A 15242-nucleotide genomic window follows, 5' to 3' on the forward strand; every position below is an offset into this window, starting at 1 on the left:
AGAGGGGGCGTCCGATGAGCACCAGGGACTTCATCGAGAAGGACTACTACGCCGCGCTGGGCGTCGCCCAGGACGCCGACGCGGCGGCGATCAAGAAGGCCTACCGCCAGCTCGCCCGCGACCTGCACCCGGACAAGAACCCGGGCAACGCGGAGGCGGAGGCCCGGTTCAAGGACGTCTCCGAGGCCTACGACGTCCTGTCCGACCCCAAGCGCCGGGCCGAGTACGACGAGGCCCGGCGCCTGTTCGGCGCCGGCGGTGCGGGCGCGCGGGCCGGCTTCCCCGGCGGCTTCCCGAACAACGCCGGCACCGGCCAGCCCTTCGACCTCGGCGACCTCTTCGGCGCGGCGGGCGCGCCCGGGGGTGGCCGGGCGTCCGGCGCCGGCGGCCTCGGTGACCTGCTCGGCGGCCTCTTCGGCGGCGGGGCGGCCCCGGGGAGCGCCCGCGCGCGCAGCCAGGCGGCCTCCGGGCCGGCCCGCGGCCAGGACGTCGAGACCGAGGCGACCCTCTCCTTCGAGGAGGCCGTCCTCGGCGTGACCGTGCCGCTGCGCATGCAGAGCCCGGGCACCTGCCCGACCTGCGCCGGCAGCGGGGCGCGGCCCGGGACCTCCCCGCACACCTGCCCCGTGTGCTCCGGCGCCGGGGTGACCAGTCGCAGCCAGGGGGCGTTCGCCTTCTCCGAGCCCTGCCGCAACTGCCGGGGCAGCGGATCGGTGGTCGACGACCCCTGCCCGACCTGCACGGGCAGCGGCGTGACCACGCAGACCCGGACGATCACCGTGCGCATCCCCGCCGGTGTCAAGGACGGTCAGCGCATCCGGCTCGCCGGCAAGGGCGCGCCGGGACGGCGGGGCGGACCGGCCGGCGATCTGTTCGTCGTCGTCCACGTCTCGCCGCACGAGCTGTTCGGGCGTACGGGGAGCGACCTCACCCTGACGGTGCCGATCACCTTCGGCGAGGCGACGCTCGGCACGACGCTGACCGTGCCGACGCTCGACGGCAACGTGTCGCTGCGGGTGCCCGCCGGGACCGCCAGCGGTCAGACGCTGCGGGTGCGCGGGCGCGGCGTCCCGGGCAAGAGCCGGGCCGGTGACCTGCTGGTCACCGTCGAGGTCGCCGTGCCCAAGCGGGTGTCGCCGGCCGCGGAGCAGGCCATCAAGGCGCTCGAGGCCGAGCTCGGCGACCCGCGGCCGTCGATCACCGCGGCCGTCTCCGCCGGGGGCGGGCGATGAGTGCCCCGATCCACGGCGACCGCGGCCGGGCGGACGCCGGCCGCGCCGTTGCCGAGGACGCGCCCGTCTTCGTGATCTCCGTGGCCGCCGAGCTCGCGGGCATGCACGCCCAGACCCTGCGCCAGTACGACCGGCTCGGCCTGGTGCGGCCCGGCCGGACGGCGGGCGGGGGGCGCCGCTACAGCCCGCGCGACGTCGCCCTGCTGCGGGAGGTCCAGCGGCTGTCCCAGGAGGACGGCGTCAACCTCGCCGGGATCAAGCGGATCATCGAGCTCGAGTCGCAGGTCGAGGCGCTGCAGCACCGGGTGCGCGAGCTCCTCGACGAGCTCGAGGTCGCCGAGCGGGGCCGGATCGCCGCGGAGTCGGCCGCGCGCGCGGGCTACGGCGGCCATCCCCGCTACGGCAGCGCACTGGTGCCGCTGCGGCCCTCCACCTCGGCGCTGGTCGTCTGGCGCCCGCGGGACAGCCGATGAGCGTGGACCGGCCGATCGACACGCACGAGGCCTACGTCGTCGTCGAGCGCGAGATCGGGCTGCTGCTGCGCCGATCGCGGGCGATGTCCACCCGGCTGGCCCGCGAGCTCCACCCGGACCTGGACGGCGCCGCCTACGGCCTGCTGGCACTGCTCGCCGACGCCGGCCCGCTGCGCGCCACCGACCTGGTCGTGCGGCTGGGGCTGGACAAGAGCACGGTCAGCCGCCAGGTGTCCTCCCTGGTCGACCTCGGGCTGGTCAGCCGCGAGGCCGACCCCACCGACGGGCGCGCCCAGGTGCTCACCCCCTCGGCCGAGGGGGCCCGGCAGCTGACCGCCATCCGCGAGGCCCGGCGGGCGCGCTGGGAGGAGGACCTGTCGCACTGGCCGGTGGCCGACGTCGCCCGGCTCGGTGAGCTGCTCGGCCGGTTCAACCGGCTCGGCGAGGCCCAGATCCGCGGGACGGCCGCCCCCACCGGCTGAGGCACCCGGCCGCCCCGTCCCCTGTTGATCATCGGCGGGTGGCTGCTCCCACCGGCGTGGCGGGCAGCCACCCGCCGATGATCGACGGCGTCCGGGCGAGTGGCGGACACCACGGCAGATGTCGTTGCAGACTCCAACCAACCGGATATATGGTTGGCGTCTGCAAGCACATGATCTGCCGAGGACGCCATGCCCACCACCCGCGACACCCGTGACCGGCTCACCGCCGGCCTCTCCCGGCTGCTGCGCACCGGTCGCCACCTGGGGGCCCGCGCCGCGGACGTGCTCTACGGCGACCTGCCCTCCTACGCCTGGGCCCTGCTCGTCCCCCTCCAGCGAGGCGGCGAGCAGCGGTGCAGCGAGCTGGCCGCGACGGCGGGCATCGACGTCTCCGTCGCCAGCCGGCAGGTCGGCGCGCTCGAGCGGGCGGGCTACCTCGAGCGCCGTGCCGATCCCCGCGACGGGCGCGCCAGCCTGCTGCGGCTGACCGAGGCCGGCGCGGGCGCGCTGGCCACGACCCGCGCGCTCCGCAACGACTGGGCCGCCTCTGCACTCGCCGGATGGGACGAGGACGACGCCGTCCGCCTGTCCGAGCTCGTCGAACGCCTCCTCGACGACCTGGAGGCCGCCGTCCGCGACCCCGGTCGTCTCGCCTCCACCCGGGCCGCCTCGTGACCGCCGCGTCCGAGCGCCCCTCGCCCTCCGCACCGACCAGGAGAACCGTGACCACCACAGTCGACGCACCCGCGCCCGTGGAGCAGCAGGGCGGGATGAGTCACCGCCAGATCCTCGAGGCGCTCTCCGGCATGTTGCTGGCGATGTTCGTGGCGATGCTGTCCTCGACCGTCGTCTCCAACGCCCTGCCGACGATCATCACCGACCTGCGCGGCTCCCAGAGCCAGTACACGTGGGTGATCACCGCGACGCTGCTCGCCTCGACCGCCTCCACGCCCGTCTGGGGCAAGCTCGCCGACCTGTTCAGCAAGAAGCTGCTCATCCAGCTGTCGATCGTCATCTTCATCGCCGGCTCGATGCTCGCCGGGCTCTCCCAGTCGGTCGAGACACTGATCGCCTGGCGCGTGCTCCAGGGCCTGGGCCTCGGTGGCCTGCAGGCGCTCGTGCAGATCGCCATGGCCGCGATGATCAGCCCCCGCGAGCGTGGCCGGTACTCCGGCCTGCTCGGCGGCGTCATGGCCGTCGCCACGGTCGGCGGGCCGCTGCTCGGTGGCCTCCTGGTCGACACGAGCTGGCTGGGCTGGCGCTGGTGCTTCTACGTCGGCGTCCCCTTCGCCGCGGTCGCGCTCGTGCTGCTCCAGCGCACCCTCCACCTGCCGGTGACCAAGCGGGACGTGCACATCGACTACCTCGGCGTCGCGTTCCTGGCCGCCGCCGTCTCGTCGCTGCTGATCTGGGTGACCCTGGCCGGGAACACCTTCGCCTGGTCGTCGACGGAGTCGGCGCTGTTCCTCGCCGGGGGCGGCCTGTCGGTGATCGCCTTCCTGGTCACCGAGACCCGCGCGAAGGAGCCGATCGTGCCGCTGCGGCTGTTCCGCGACCGGACGACGACCCTGGCGATCATCGCCAGCATCGCGATCGGTGTGGCGATGTTCGGGGCCTCGGTCTTCCTCGGTCAGTACCTGCAGATCTCCCGCGGCTACTCGCCGACGGCGGCCGGCCTGCTCACCGTCCCCATGGTGGCCGGGCTGCTCGTCTCCTCCACCGCCTCCGGCATCCTGATCAGCCGGTACGGCCGGTGGAAGGCCTTCCTGGTGGGCGGCTCGCTGGCCGTCGTCGTCGGGTTCGGGCTGCTCTCCACCATCGACCACGAGACGCCGATGCCCCTCCTGGGCGTCTTCCTCTTCGTGCTCGGCACCGGCATCGGCATGACCATGCAGAACCTGGTCCTGGCCGTGCAGAACACGGTCGCGGCTCAGGACCTGGGTGCGGCGAGCTCCGCGGTGGCCTTCTTCCGCAGCCTCGGCGGCACGGTCGGCGTCTCGGTCCTGGGCGCCGTCCTCAGCGCCCGGGTCGGCACGCTGATCACCGCCGGTCTCCCCGCGGGGGCGGCGTCCTCCGGCTCCGGCAGCGTCGGCCTGGCCGACCTCGCCGACGCCCCGCCGGCGATCCGGGAGCTGATCACCGTCTCCTACGGGGACGGGACCGGGCGCGTCTTCCTGATCTCCGGCCTCGTGGCGGTGGCCGCGGTCGTCGCCATCGCCTTCATCCGGGAGGTCGCCCTGAGCGGCGAGAGCGGCGAGGAGCGGCTGCGCTCCGAGGCGGCCGCGAAGGCCGGGGAGCCGGTGCTCGCCCGCCGCTGATCGGCCGACCGCCGGACGCGAGTGGCCCAGGACCCGTCGGGTCCTGGGCCACCGTCGCGTGCGGCCTCAGCTCTCGAGCGCGGCGTCCAGCGTGATCTCACCGACGCCGGCGAGGGCCTTGCTGACCGGGCAGCCGGCCTTCGCCGCCTGGGCGGCCTGCTCGAAGCCGGCCGCGTCGAGCCCCTCGACCTCGCCGCGCACGGTGAGGTGGATCGCGGTGATGGTCGGGGCGCCGTCGACCTGGCCGAGCGTCACGTCGGCGCTGATCTCCAGCGACTGGGGCGTGCCGCCGGCCTTGCCGATCTGGCTGGACAGCGCCATCGCGAAGCACGACGAGTGCGCCGCCGCGATGAGCTCCTCCGGGCTGGTGGTGCCGGCGGCCTCGTCGGCGGTCCGCTTGGGGAAGCTGACCTCGAAGGTGCCGACCTTCGAGCTGGACAGCTCGACCTGTCCGGACCCTTCCTGCAGGGTGCCGTTCCAGGCCGTACGTGCGGTGCGGGAGGGCATGGGGTGCTCCTGTTCGACGGGGGGACGGGCGGACGACGATCCGTGGCGGGCCCTTCAGCCGCGCGGCTGCTCGACCGCGCCCACCCGCTGGATGAGCGTCTCGAGCTGGGACTTGAGGCTGTCGAAGTCGGCGACGTCGAGCTGCAGCGCGCAGATCATGTCCTCGGAGATGGCCAGCCCGCGCCCGCGGAGCGCGCGGCCCTCCTCGGTGAGCGCGATGGCGACCGACCGCTCGTCCTCCACCCGGCGGTGCCGGCTCACCAGGCCCGCCGCGGTGAGCCGCTTGAGCAGCGGGGAGAGGGTGCCGCTGTCGAGGTTGAGCCGCGCGCCGAGCTGGCCGACCGTCTGGTTGTCCTGCTCCCAGAGCAGCATCATGACCAGGTACTGCGGATAGGTCAGCCCGATCTCGTCGAGCTGCGGCCGGTAGCGCGCGGTGAGGGCGCGGGACGCGGCGTACAGCGCGAAGCAGAGCTGGTCCTCCAGGAGGACGCTCGGGGCCGGCAGGCGCGTCATGCCCGGAGTCTACGGGCGCAAAAGAGCACTTCGTCCCGGAGGTCGGGACCGGATGCGGTAGCCGGGTGAGGGGTCGCTCGCGTCCGATCGACGGGACGGGTGCGGCAGGTGGACGCACCAGGGTTGAGTGGAACAGACTCAACCTCAGGCACGTTGGATCGATCGACCGGCCGGGACCCACCGGCCCCACACCGAAGAGGGAGCCCCGCCACCGATGGCGCAGAGCAAGCTCACCACCCGTTCGCAGGAGGCCGTGACCGCCGCGCAGCGGCTGGCCGTCGACCGCGGCCAGGCCGCGCTCGAGCCCCTGCACCTCCTGGTCGCGCTCCTCGAGCAGTCCGACGGCATCGCGGTGCCGCTGCTGAAGGCCACCGGCGCCGACCCCGCCGACGTCCGGGCCAAGGCCGAGGCCGCCGTGAAGCGGCTGCCCAGCGTCAGCGGCGCCACCGTGTCCGCCCCCTCGCCGTCGCGGGAGTTCCTCCGCGCCCTCAACGCCGCCGGCGAGCAGGCGGGGGCGCTCGGGGACGAGTTCGTCTCCACCGAGCACCTGCTCGTGGGCCTCGCCGCGTCCGACGGCGAGGCGGCCACCGTGCTGACCAGCGCCGGCGCCACCCGCGACGCCCTGCTCGCCGCCTTCCGCACCGTCCGCGGCAACCGGAAGGTCACGACGGCCGACCCCGAGAGCACCTTCCAGGCGCTGGAGAAGTTCGCGGTCGACCTCACCGAGCGCGCCCGCGACGGGAAGATGGACCCGGTCATCGGCCGTGACACCGAGATCCGCCGCGTCGTCCAGGTGCTCTCCCGCCGGACCAAGAACAACCCCGTGCTCATCGGCGAGCCCGGCGTCGGCAAGACGGCGATCGTCGAGGGCCTGGCCCAGCGGATCGTCGCCGGCGACGTCCCCGAGAGCCTCAAGGGCAAGCGGCTGATGGCGCTGGACCTGGCCGCGATGGTCGCGGGCGCCAAGTACCGCGGCGAGTTCGAGGAGCGGCTCAAGGCCGTGCTGCAGGAGATCACCGAGGCCGAGGGCCAGGTCATCACCTTCATCGACGAGCTGCACACCATCGTGGGTGCGGGCGCGACCGGCGAGTCCGCGATGGACGCCGGCAACATGATCAAGCCGATGCTCGCCCGCGGTGAGCTGCGCATGGTCGGCGCGACGACGCTGGACGAGTACCGCGAGCACATCGAGAAGGACCCGGCGCTGGAGCGGCGCTTCCAGCAGGTGCTGGTCGGCGAGCCCTCGGTCGAGGACACCATCGGCATCCTCCGCGGGCTCAAGGAGCGCTACGAGGTGCACCACGGCGTCCGCATCACCGACACCGCGATCGTCGCCGCCGCCACGCTGTCGGACCGGTACGTCACGGCCCGCTTCCTCCCGGACAAGGCGATCGACCTGATCGACGAGGCGGCCAGCCGGCTGCGCATGGAGATCGACAGCCGGCCGGTCGAGGTCGACGAGGTCGAGCGCGCCGTCCGCCGGCTGGAGATCGAGGAGATGGCCCTCGCCAAGGAGGACGACCCCTCCTCGATGGAGCGACTGGCGGCCCTCCGAGCCGACCTCGCCGACCGGCGCCAGGAGCTCGACGAGCTGACCGCTCGCTGGCAGCAGGACAAGGGCGCCATCGTCCGCATCCAGCAGATCAAGGAGGAGCTCGAGCGGCTGCGGACCGACGCCGAGCGCGCCGAGCGCGACGGCGACCTCGCCCACGTCGCGGAGCTGCGCTACGGCCGCATCCCGCAGCTGGAGAAGGCGCTGACCGAGGCGGAGACGTCGGTGGAGACCGGCGACTCGATGCTCAAGGAGGAGGTGGGCCCGGACGACATCGCCGAGGTCGTGCAGGCCTGGACCGGGATCCCCGCCGGCCGGCTGCTCGAGGGCGAGACCCAGAAGCTGCTGCGGATGGAGGACGGGCTCGCGGGCCGCGTCGTCGGGCAGCCGGATGCGGTCAGGGCGGTGTCCGACGCCGTCCGCCGGGCCCGCTCGGGCGTCGCGGACCCCGACCGGCCCACCGGTTCCTTCCTCTTCCTCGGCCCCACCGGCGTCGGCAAGACCGAGCTGGCCAAGGCGCTCGCGGAGTTCCTGTTCGACGACGAGCGGGCGATGGTCCGCGTCGACATGAGCGAGTACTCCGAGAAGCACTCGGTCGCCCGCCTCGTCGGCGCCCCGCCCGGCTACGTCGGCTACGAGGCCGGCGGCCAGCTCACCGAGGCGGTCCGGCGGCGCCCCTACACGGTCGTCCTGCTCGACGAGGTGGAGAAGGCGCACCCCGACGTCTTCGACGTGCTGCTGCAGGTGCTCGACGACGGCCGCCTCACCGACGGGCAGGGCCGCACGGTCGACTTCCGGAACACCATCCTGATCCTGACGTCGAACCTCGGCTCCCAGTTGATCGCCGACCAGTCGGTGCCCGAGGACCGCCGGCGGGAGGCGGTGATGCAGGTCGTGCGCGGGCACTTCAAGCCCGAGTTCCTCAACCGCCTGGACGACGTCGTCGTGTTCCGCGCCCTGGGCAGCGAGGAGCTGACCGGCATCGTCGACATCCAGGTCGACGTCCTGGCGCGGCGCCTGGCCGCCCGGCGGCTGACGCTCACCGTCACCGACGCCGCCCGGGACTGGCTGGCGCTCAACGGGTTCGACCCGGTCTACGGGGCCCGCCCGCTGCGCCGGCTGGTGCAGTCTGCGATCGGCGACCAGCTGGCCCGCGCGCTGCTGTCCGGCGACATCCGCGACGGTGACCAGGTGCTGGTCGATGCGCCGGAGGACCTCTCCGTCGAGGGGCTGGTCGTCCGCCGCGCGTGACGAGGGACGCCGGCCGCGGGGCCGGGACGACGGTGATCCGTCGTCCCGGCCGTCCGTCATGATCGTGGCCTCACGGCGCGACAGGGAGTGGACATGACGGCAGCACAGGGTGGCCCCGACCAGCAGGGCCCGCCCCAGCCGTACGGCTACGCACCCGCGCCCCCACCGCCGGGGCAGGGCGCCCCGCCGGAGCCGACGGAGCGGCCGCTGAGCGTGCGGATCGGGCTCGGCGCCTTCGTGGCGACGCTGGTCCTCGGGCTGATCGCCCTCGGCGTCCAGTTCGCCGACCCCGACGCCGTCGTCGACGAACTGCGGGCGATGGACGACAACCTCTCCGAGGACACCGCCCGCACGCTGTTCACCGTCGTGCTGGCCCTCACCCTGGCGCTGTACGCGGTGCAGGCGCTGGTGATCTGGTTCGCCTGGACGGGGCGGGGCTGGGCCCGCACGGTGCTGCTGATCCTGGGGGTCCTGGCCGCGGTGAGCGGACTGGCGGGGGTGTCGGGGGCGGGCGCCCCCACCACCGGCTCCGGCTTCCTCACCTCGATGTCGGCGTTCACCCTGGCCGCGACCCTGGCCGGGGTCGTCGCGCTGGCCCTGCGGCCCTCGGCCGAGTGGTACCAGAACGAGGGACGACGGCGCGCCGCCGTGCGCTGAGGCCTGGCCCGGACGACGCCGCCCCGGCATCGTGACCCAACCGTGACGATCCAACAGGGCCCTCCGGCACGAAGACCTTCCGTGACCACCACCGAGCAGGCCCCCGCGCCCGCCGCCGACGCCGCTCCCGGGCGGCGCGGTGGGCGGCTGGTCCGGCGCCTGCTCGCGGCGCTCGGTGGCCTGCTCGCCGCCGCCGTCGCCCTCGGGGTCGCCCAGCTCGTGTCGGCGCTGACCGGGCCCTCCTCCGCGCCGGTGGTCGCCGTCGGCGACACCGTGATCACGCTGGTCCCCGAGGGCGTCAAGCAGTTCGCGATCCGGAACTTCGGCGAGAACGACAAGATCGCCCTGGTCGCCGGCACGCTGGTGCTCGTCGGGGTCTTCGCCCTCGTCATCGGGGTGCTGGCGCTGCGGTGGCGTGCGGTCGGGGTCGTCGGCATCGCGCTGTTCGGCGTCCTCGGCGCGCTGGCCGCGACCTCCCGCCCGGCCGCCGAGCAGCTCGCCTGGCTGCCGTCCGTGGTGGGCGCGGCCGCGGGTGTCGTGGCGCTGCTGTTCCTCCTGCGCCCGTTGACGGGGACCCCGGTGCTGCCGCGCTCCCGGCCACCGGCCGACGCGACCGCGGCGGTGGGCCGGCACGCGGTCCCGCCCGCCGACGAGGGCGCCGTCGACCGCCTGCGCGCCGCGCTGGGCGCCACCGGGGACCGCAAGGGGCTGGATCGGCGCGGCTTCTTCGTCGCCGGCGGGGTCGCGGTGGGCGTCGCCGCGGTCACCGGCGGAGGCGGGTACCTGCTCCAGCGCCGCTTCGACGTCAGCGACGAGCGCGCCGCCCTGACGCTGCCCACCCCCGCGTCGCGCGCCCCGGCACTGCCGGCCGGCGCGGACCTCGCCGAGCGCGTCGACGGGCTCACCCCCCTGTTCACCCGCAACCGGGACTTCTACCGGGTGGACACGGCGATCACCGTTCCGCAGATCCAGCCCGGGTCCTACCGGCTGGAGCTCACCGGCTCGTTCGACTCCCCGTCGTCGCACTCCCTCGACGACCTCTACGGCCGGTCCGACCTCATCGAGCGGGACATCACGCTCACCTGCGTCTCCAACGAGGTCGGCGGGAAGCTCGCCGGCACCGCCCGGTGGATCGGCGTCCCGCTCGGGACCTTCCTCCGGGAGAACGGCGTCGCCTCCGGCTCCACCCAGCTGGTCTGCCGCTCCGGTGACGGGATGACGATCGGAGCGCCCACCCGCTCGGCCCTGCAGGTCGAGGACGCCATGCTCGCGGTCGCCATGAACGGCGAGCCCCTGCCGATCGAGCACGGCTTCCCGGTCCGGATGATCATCCCCGGGCTGTACGGCTACGTGTCCGCGTGCAAGTGGCTCGTCGGCATCGAGGCCACGACGTTCGACGCCTACGACGCCTTCTGGGCCCAGCGCGGCTGGGCGCAGGAGGGGCCGATCAAGGTCGCCTCGCGCATCGACACCCCGGCTCCGCTGCGGGAGTTCCCCGCCGGCCGCCGGGCGATCGCCGGCGTGGCCTGGGCGCAGACCCGGGGCATCGGCCGGGTCGAGGTGCAGATCGACGAGGGCGAGTGGCTGGACGCCGACCTCGGCCCCGAGGTGGACGCCGACATCTGGCGGCAGTGGGTGCTGCCCCACGACTTCGCGGCAGGCAGCCACCAGGTGACCGTGCGCGCGACCACCGCCGACGGCGAGGTCCAGACCGCCGAGCGGGCCAGACCGATACCCGACGGAGCGTCCGGCCTGCACTCGATCCGGGTGATCGCCACCTAGCGGATCCCGCCCGCACCGGGCGGACCCCCAGACCCGTCTCGGCCACCCGGCCGCAGGCGCGTGTCCCGACGCCTGCACCGGTCGGGACAGCACCACCCCACACCCGCGGCGCCCGTGACCCCGGCGCCGCACGTAAGAGAGATGGAGCACTTCGTGAAGAGCACCCTGACCCGTGGCGTGATGCTGGCGGCGGCCTCCGTGCTGGCCGTGACCCTGAGCGCCTGCGGCTCGGACGACTCCGACGACACCGCGTCGGACAGCGGGTCGTCGAGCAGCAGCACCTCGGACTCCGGCATGGAGAGCAGCGCCCCCGCCTCGGGCGACTCGATGACCGAGGAGCCGTTCGGAGCCGGCTGCGCCGCCGTCCCGGCCGACGGCGAGGGCAGCTTCACCGGCATGACCGACGACCCGGTGGCGACCGCGGCCAGCAACAACCCGGCGCTGTCCACCCTGGTGCAGGCCGTGACCGCCGCGAACCTGGTCGACACGCTGAACGGCCAGGAGGAGATCACCGTCCTCGCCCCGGCGAACCCCGCGTTCGAGGCCGTGCCGGCCGACGCCCTGAACGCCGTGCTCGCCGACGTGCCCCAGCTGACCACGATCCTGACCCACCACGTCATCGACGGGCGGCTCGCGCCCGACGAGCTGGCCGGCACGCACACCACGCTCAACGGCGACCAGGTCACGATCGAGGGCTCGGGCGAGGCGTTCACCGTCGACGGCACCCTCACCGAGGTCCAGGCGTCGGTCATCTGCGGCAACGTCCAGACCGCCAACGCCACCGTCTACATCATCGACCAGGTGCTGGCCCCGGCCGCGGGCTGAGGAGGCCCGTCCCGAGGCGCACGCCCCGCGCGGCGCGAGCCTCGGGACGGGGGCCGTGCGGCCCGGCTCCCCGCGGAGTCGGGCCGCCGTGCTGCGTAGGGTCGCCCTCATGGAGTCGCCCGCCGCCGGCCTGCCCGACCGTGAACGCCTGCTGGAGCTGATCGTCGAGCTCGCCGTCGTCCACGGGAAGGTGACGCTCTCCTCCGGCCGCGAGGCCGACTGGTACATCGACATGCGGCGGCTGACCCTGCACCACGAGGGCGCCCCGCTGGTCGGCCGCGTGATGCGGCAGCTCACCGGCGACCTGCGCTACGACGTCGTCGGCGGGCTGACCCTCGGCGCGGACCCCGTCGCCACGGCGATGCTGCACGCCGCCGCGCAGGGGCAGGGGTTCCTCGACGCCTGCGTCGTCCGCAAGGCGGGCAAGGCGCACGGGCTGCAGCGGCGGATCGAGGGACCGGACGTCGAGGGCCGCGCGGTCCTCGTCGTCGAGGACGTCTCCACGACCGGTGGCAGCCCGCTCACCGCGGTCGAGGCATTGCGCGAGGCCGGAGCGGAGCCGGTCGCGGTCGCGGTGATCGTCGACCGCGGCGGCCGGGCCGCGGTGGAGGCCGCGGGCCTGGAGTACCGCGCCGCGTACACGCTGGCGGACCTCGACCTGGCCTGATCGGGGCAACTTCGCGCTTCTGCGCGGTGCAATTCCGCGCTTCTGCCCGGGGGCAACTTCGCGCTTCTGCGCGGTGCAGTCGCGCGGAACTGCCCACGGGCGGCCGTACGGTGGAGCGGTGACCACGGTGACGACCGCGTGGGTGGCCGAGCTCGTCGACGCGTTGGGGACAGGCGGCGTCCTGGTCGACCCGGACGTCACCGCCTCCTACGCGCGCGACGAGGCGATGCTCGCCGGGGCCGGCACGCCGGCCGCCGTGGTGCTCCCGCGGAGCACCACCGACGTCGTGGCGGTGATGAAGGTCGCGCACCGGCACGGCGTCCCGGTGGTCCCGCGCGGCGCCGGGTCCGGGCTGGCGGGGGGCAGCAACGCCTTGGACGGCGCCATCACCCTGGTGACGACCCGCATGGACGCCGTCCTGGAGGTGTCACCGGCCGACCGGCTCGCCGTCGTCCAGCCCGGCGTGGTGAACAAGCAGCTGCGCGACGCCGTCGCCGCGCACGGGCTGTTCTATCCGCCGGACCCCTCCAGCTACGACTGGTGCACGATCGGCGGCAACCTGTCCACCAACTCCGGCGGGCTGTGCTGCGTCAAGTACGGCGTCACCACCGACTACGTGCTCGGCCTCGAGGTGGTGCTCGCCGACGGGCGGGTGCTGCGGACCGGCCGGCGGACCGTGAAGGGCGTCGCGGGCTACGACCTGGCCCGGCTGTTCGTCGGCTCGGAGGGGACGCTCGGCGTCATCACCGAGGCGACCCTCGCGCTGCGGCCGGCGCCGCAGCGGCCGGTGACGCTGGTCGCGACCTTCGGTACCACCGCGCAGACCGGGCAGGTGGCCGAGCGGGTGGTCACCACCGGGCTGGTGCCCAGCCTGCTCGAGGTCATCGACAACACCTGCATCTGCGCCGTCGACGACCTGCTGCACGCCGACCTGGACCGCAGCGCCTCCGCCCTGCTCGTCGCGCAGTCCGACGCCGGGGGCGCCGCGGCGCTCGCCGAGATCGAGGCGCTGGCCGCGCTCTGCCGGGAGGCCGGCGCGGACCTGGTGCACACCACCGACGACCCGGCCGAGGGCGACCTGCTGCTGGCCGCGCGGCGGATGGCGATCCCCGCGCTCGCGCAGCTGGGCGCGACGCTGCTCGACGACGTCGCCGTCCCCCGCTCGGCGATCGCCAGGTTCCTGGACGGCTGCGACGCCATCGCCGCCCGCCGGGAGCTGACCATCGGCGTCCTCGGGCACGTCGGTGACGGCAACATGCACCCGACGATCTGCTTCGACCCGGCCGACCCCGGCCAGCGGGAACGCGCCTTCGCCGCGTTCGACGACATCCTCGAGCTGGGCCTGTCCCTCGGCGGCACCATCACCGGGGAGCACGGCGTCGGCTCGCTGAAGGTCGACTGGCTGGAGCGCGAGATCGGTCCCGTGTCGCTGGACGTGCACCGCTCGATCAAGGACGCCTTGGATCCCGCGGGCCTGCTCAACCCCGGAAAGGTGTTCCGCCGGCGCGGCTGACACGCTGACCTGCATGGGACGCGACCGGCTGCTCGTCATCGGCGGCGACGCCGCCGGAATGTCCGCCGCGGCGCAGGCCCGCCGCCTCCGCCCGGAGATGCGGATCACCGTGCTGGAGCAGGGCCCCGACGTCTCCTTCTCCGCCTGTGGCATCCCCTACTGGGTCGGCGGCGTCGTCGCCGACCGCGACCTGCTCATCGCCCGCACGCCCGCGCAGTTCGCCGCCCAGGACATCGACGTGCGGACGGGCACCCGCGCCGAGGGCATCGACCTCGGCGCGGGCACGGTGCGCACGGGAACCGGCGAGACGCTGGGCTACGACCGGCTCGTCGTCGCCACGGGGGGCCGTCCCGCCCGCCCGCCGGTGCCGGGGCTGGACGCCGAGGGCGTGCACGGGGTCCATCGGCTGGCCGACGGCGCCGACATGCGCGCCGCCATCGCCGCGGGGGCGAAGCGCGCGGTCGTGCTCGGCGGCGGCTACATCGGGCTGGAGATGGCCGAGGTCCTGCGCGCCCGTGGTCTGGAGGTGACCGTCGTCCTCGCCGACCCGCTGCCCATGGCGCAGCTGGATCCGGACATGGGGGAGCGGGTCTGCGCGGCGATGGGCGCCATGGGCATCGACGTCCGGCCCGGCGAGCCCGTGCGCGAGGTCGAGACCGACGCCGACGGCGTCGCCCGGGCCGTCCGCACCGACGCGGGGGCCTACGAGGCCGACCTCGTGGTGCTGGGCCTGGGCATGGGGCCGGAGGCGGCGCTGGCCGCAGACGCGGGCCTGCAGCTGGGCAGCACCGGGGCGGTCGAGGTGGACCGCACCCAGCGCAGCGTCTCCCATCCCGAGGTCTCCGCCGCCGGGGACTGCTCGCAGACCTGGTCGCGGATCACCGGCGCGGCGATGCACGTCGCGCTCGGCACGCACGCCAACAAGCAGGGCCGCGTGGCCGGCTCGGTCATCGCCGGCACGCCGGCCCGCTTCGCCGGCGTCCTGGGGACGGCGCTCACCAAGGTCGGCGACACCGAGGTCGCGCTCACCGGGCTGAGCTCGGCGGCCGCGGAGGAGGCGGGGTACGCGTGCCGGGCGGAGACCATCTCCGCCACCACGCGCGCCGGCTACTACCCGGGCGCGGAGGAGATCACGGTCAAGCTGATCAGCGAGCGCGGGTCCGGTGCGCTGCTGGGCGCGCAGATCGTCGGCGGCCCGGGCAGCGGCAAGCGGATCGACGTGTTCGCCACCGCGATCTGGGCGGGGCTCACCGCCGAGGAGCTCGCCGGCTCCGACCTCTCCTACGCGCCCCCGTTCTCGCCCACCTACGACCCGGTGCTGGTGGCAGCCCGGGTGTCCAGCCGGATCGAGCAGGGATAGGGACCCGCCGCCCTCCCCATGGCGCTCGGCACGGCGGAGGCCCCCGCGCCGGGGTCGAGAACGTCACCCGACGGGGGAGCGGGGTGCGTCACCGCGGCATCGAGGCGGGA

14 protein-coding genes are annotated in these 15242 nt (G+C 74.5%); 12 read left to right on the forward strand and 2 right to left on the reverse strand.

From position 1 onward, the window contains the following. Positions 1-14: 14 nt before the first annotated feature. The 5 genes from dnaJ (at position 15) to BMY88_RS14215 (ending at position 4505) form a co-directional block, all read left to right on the forward strand. Complete coding sequence (gene dnaJ, locus BMY88_RS14195) at positions 15-1232, forward strand: molecular chaperone DnaJ (protein ID WP_091944474.1); 1218 nt, start codon at positions 15-17, stop codon at positions 1230-1232. After that, the gene (locus BMY88_RS14200) at positions 1229-1705 is read left to right on the forward strand and encodes a heat shock protein transcriptional repressor HspR (protein ID WP_091944477.1); all 477 of its coding nucleotides are present in this window, start codon (positions 1229-1231) and stop codon (positions 1703-1705) included. The genes dnaJ and BMY88_RS14200 overlap by 4 nt, the downstream gene beginning before the upstream one ends. Then, positions 1702-2187 carry a MarR family winged helix-turn-helix transcriptional regulator gene (locus tag BMY88_RS14205; protein ID WP_091944480.1) on the forward strand — a complete coding sequence of 162 codons (486 nt, stop codon included), beginning with the start codon at positions 1702-1704 and terminating at the stop codon, positions 2185-2187. The genes BMY88_RS14200 and BMY88_RS14205 overlap by 4 nt, the downstream gene beginning before the upstream one ends. Before the next feature lie 189 nt (positions 2188-2376). Further along, positions 2377-2862 (forward strand): MarR family winged helix-turn-helix transcriptional regulator, encoded by a 486-nt coding sequence (locus tag BMY88_RS14210; RefSeq protein ID WP_091944483.1) that lies wholly within the window; start codon positions 2377-2379, stop codon positions 2860-2862. A gap of 47 nt (positions 2863-2909) precedes the next feature. Further along, entirely contained in the window at positions 2910-4505 is a 1596-nt protein-coding gene (locus tag BMY88_RS14215) for an MFS transporter (protein WP_244524692.1), read from the forward strand. 66 nt (positions 4506-4571) lie between these two features. Here BMY88_RS14215 and BMY88_RS14220 read toward each other — a convergent pair whose 3' ends face one another. Together BMY88_RS14220 and BMY88_RS14225 are read right to left on the reverse strand one after the other, a co-directional pair. Further along, complete coding sequence (locus BMY88_RS14220) at positions 4572-5012, reverse strand: OsmC family peroxiredoxin (protein WP_091944486.1); 441 nt, start codon at positions 5010-5012, stop codon at positions 4572-4574. Between the two features lie 54 nt (positions 5013-5066). Next, entirely contained in the window at positions 5067-5525 is a 459-nt protein-coding gene (locus BMY88_RS14225) for a MarR family winged helix-turn-helix transcriptional regulator (RefSeq protein ID WP_091944490.1), read from the reverse strand. Between the two features lie 214 nt (positions 5526-5739). Here BMY88_RS14225 and clpB point away from each other — a divergent pair, with 214 nt between their 5' ends. From clpB to BMY88_RS14260, 7 genes are all read left to right on the forward strand, one after another. After that, complete coding sequence (gene clpB, locus BMY88_RS14230; protein WP_091944493.1) at positions 5740-8328, forward strand: ATP-dependent chaperone ClpB; 2589 nt, start codon at positions 5740-5742, stop codon at positions 8326-8328. Between the two features lie 93 nt (positions 8329-8421). Further along, complete coding sequence (locus BMY88_RS14235) at positions 8422-8985, forward strand: hypothetical protein (protein WP_139220477.1); 564 nt, start codon at positions 8422-8424, stop codon at positions 8983-8985. A gap of 81 nt (positions 8986-9066) precedes the next feature. Continuing rightward, positions 9067-10767 carry a molybdopterin-dependent oxidoreductase gene (locus BMY88_RS14240; RefSeq protein WP_211435653.1) on the forward strand — a complete coding sequence of 567 codons (1701 nt, stop codon included), beginning with the start codon at positions 9067-9069 and terminating at the stop codon, positions 10765-10767. A gap of 153 nt (positions 10768-10920) precedes the next feature. Next, positions 10921-11592, forward strand: coding sequence for a fasciclin domain-containing protein (locus BMY88_RS14245; RefSeq protein WP_211435654.1), 672 nt, complete (start codon positions 10921-10923; stop codon positions 11590-11592). A 109-nt stretch (positions 11593-11701) separates the two neighbouring features. Beyond that, positions 11702-12259, forward strand: a complete 558-nt coding sequence (pyrE, locus tag BMY88_RS14250) for an orotate phosphoribosyltransferase (protein WP_211435655.1) — start codon at positions 11702-11704, stop codon at positions 12257-12259. A 118-nt stretch (positions 12260-12377) separates the two neighbouring features. Further along, complete coding sequence (locus tag BMY88_RS14255; RefSeq protein WP_170861109.1) at positions 12378-13772, forward strand: FAD-binding oxidoreductase; 1395 nt, start codon at positions 12378-12380, stop codon at positions 13770-13772. A gap of 13 nt (positions 13773-13785) precedes the next feature. Continuing rightward, positions 13786-15132, forward strand: a complete 1347-nt coding sequence (locus tag BMY88_RS14260; protein ID WP_091944503.1) for an FAD-dependent oxidoreductase — start codon at positions 13786-13788, stop codon at positions 15130-15132. Positions 15133-15242 lie beyond the last annotated feature (110 nt).

The sequence above is a fragment of the Trujillonella endophytica genome (genome assembly GCF_900110555.1).
Lineage (GTDB): Bacteria > Actinomycetota > Actinomycetes > Mycobacteriales > Geodermatophilaceae > Trujillonella > Trujillonella endophytica.

What these genes read in the sequence shown, in the direction of transcription:
- dnaJ (WP_091944474.1), top strand. Translation starts at nt 15, where the DNA reads ATGAGCACCAGGGACTTCATCGAGAAGGACTACTACGCCGCGCTGGGC.
- BMY88_RS14200 (WP_091944477.1), top strand. Translation starts at nt 1,229, where the DNA reads ATGAGTGCCCCGATCCACGGCGACCGCGGCCGGGCGGACGCCGGCCGC.
- BMY88_RS14205 (WP_091944480.1), top strand. Translation starts at nt 1,702, where the DNA reads ATGAGCGTGGACCGGCCGATCGACACGCACGAGGCCTACGTCGTCGTC.
- BMY88_RS14210 (WP_091944483.1), top strand. Translation starts at nt 2,377, where the DNA reads ATGCCCACCACCCGCGACACCCGTGACCGGCTCACCGCCGGCCTCTCC.
- BMY88_RS14220 (WP_091944486.1), bottom strand. Translation starts at nt 5,012, where the DNA reads ATGCCCTCCCGCACCGCACGTACGGCCTGGAACGGCACCCTGCAGGAA.
- BMY88_RS14225 (WP_091944490.1), bottom strand. Translation starts at nt 5,525, where the DNA reads ATGACGCGCCTGCCGGCCCCGAGCGTCCTCCTGGAGGACCAGCTCTGC.
- clpB (WP_091944493.1), top strand. Translation starts at nt 5,740, where the DNA reads ATGGCGCAGAGCAAGCTCACCACCCGTTCGCAGGAGGCCGTGACCGCC.
- BMY88_RS14235 (WP_139220477.1), top strand. Translation starts at nt 8,422, where the DNA reads ATGACGGCAGCACAGGGTGGCCCCGACCAGCAGGGCCCGCCCCAGCCG.
- pyrE (WP_211435655.1), top strand. Translation starts at nt 11,702, where the DNA reads ATGGAGTCGCCCGCCGCCGGCCTGCCCGACCGTGAACGCCTGCTGGAG.
- BMY88_RS14260 (WP_091944503.1), top strand. Translation starts at nt 13,786, where the DNA reads ATGGGACGCGACCGGCTGCTCGTCATCGGCGGCGACGCCGCCGGAATG.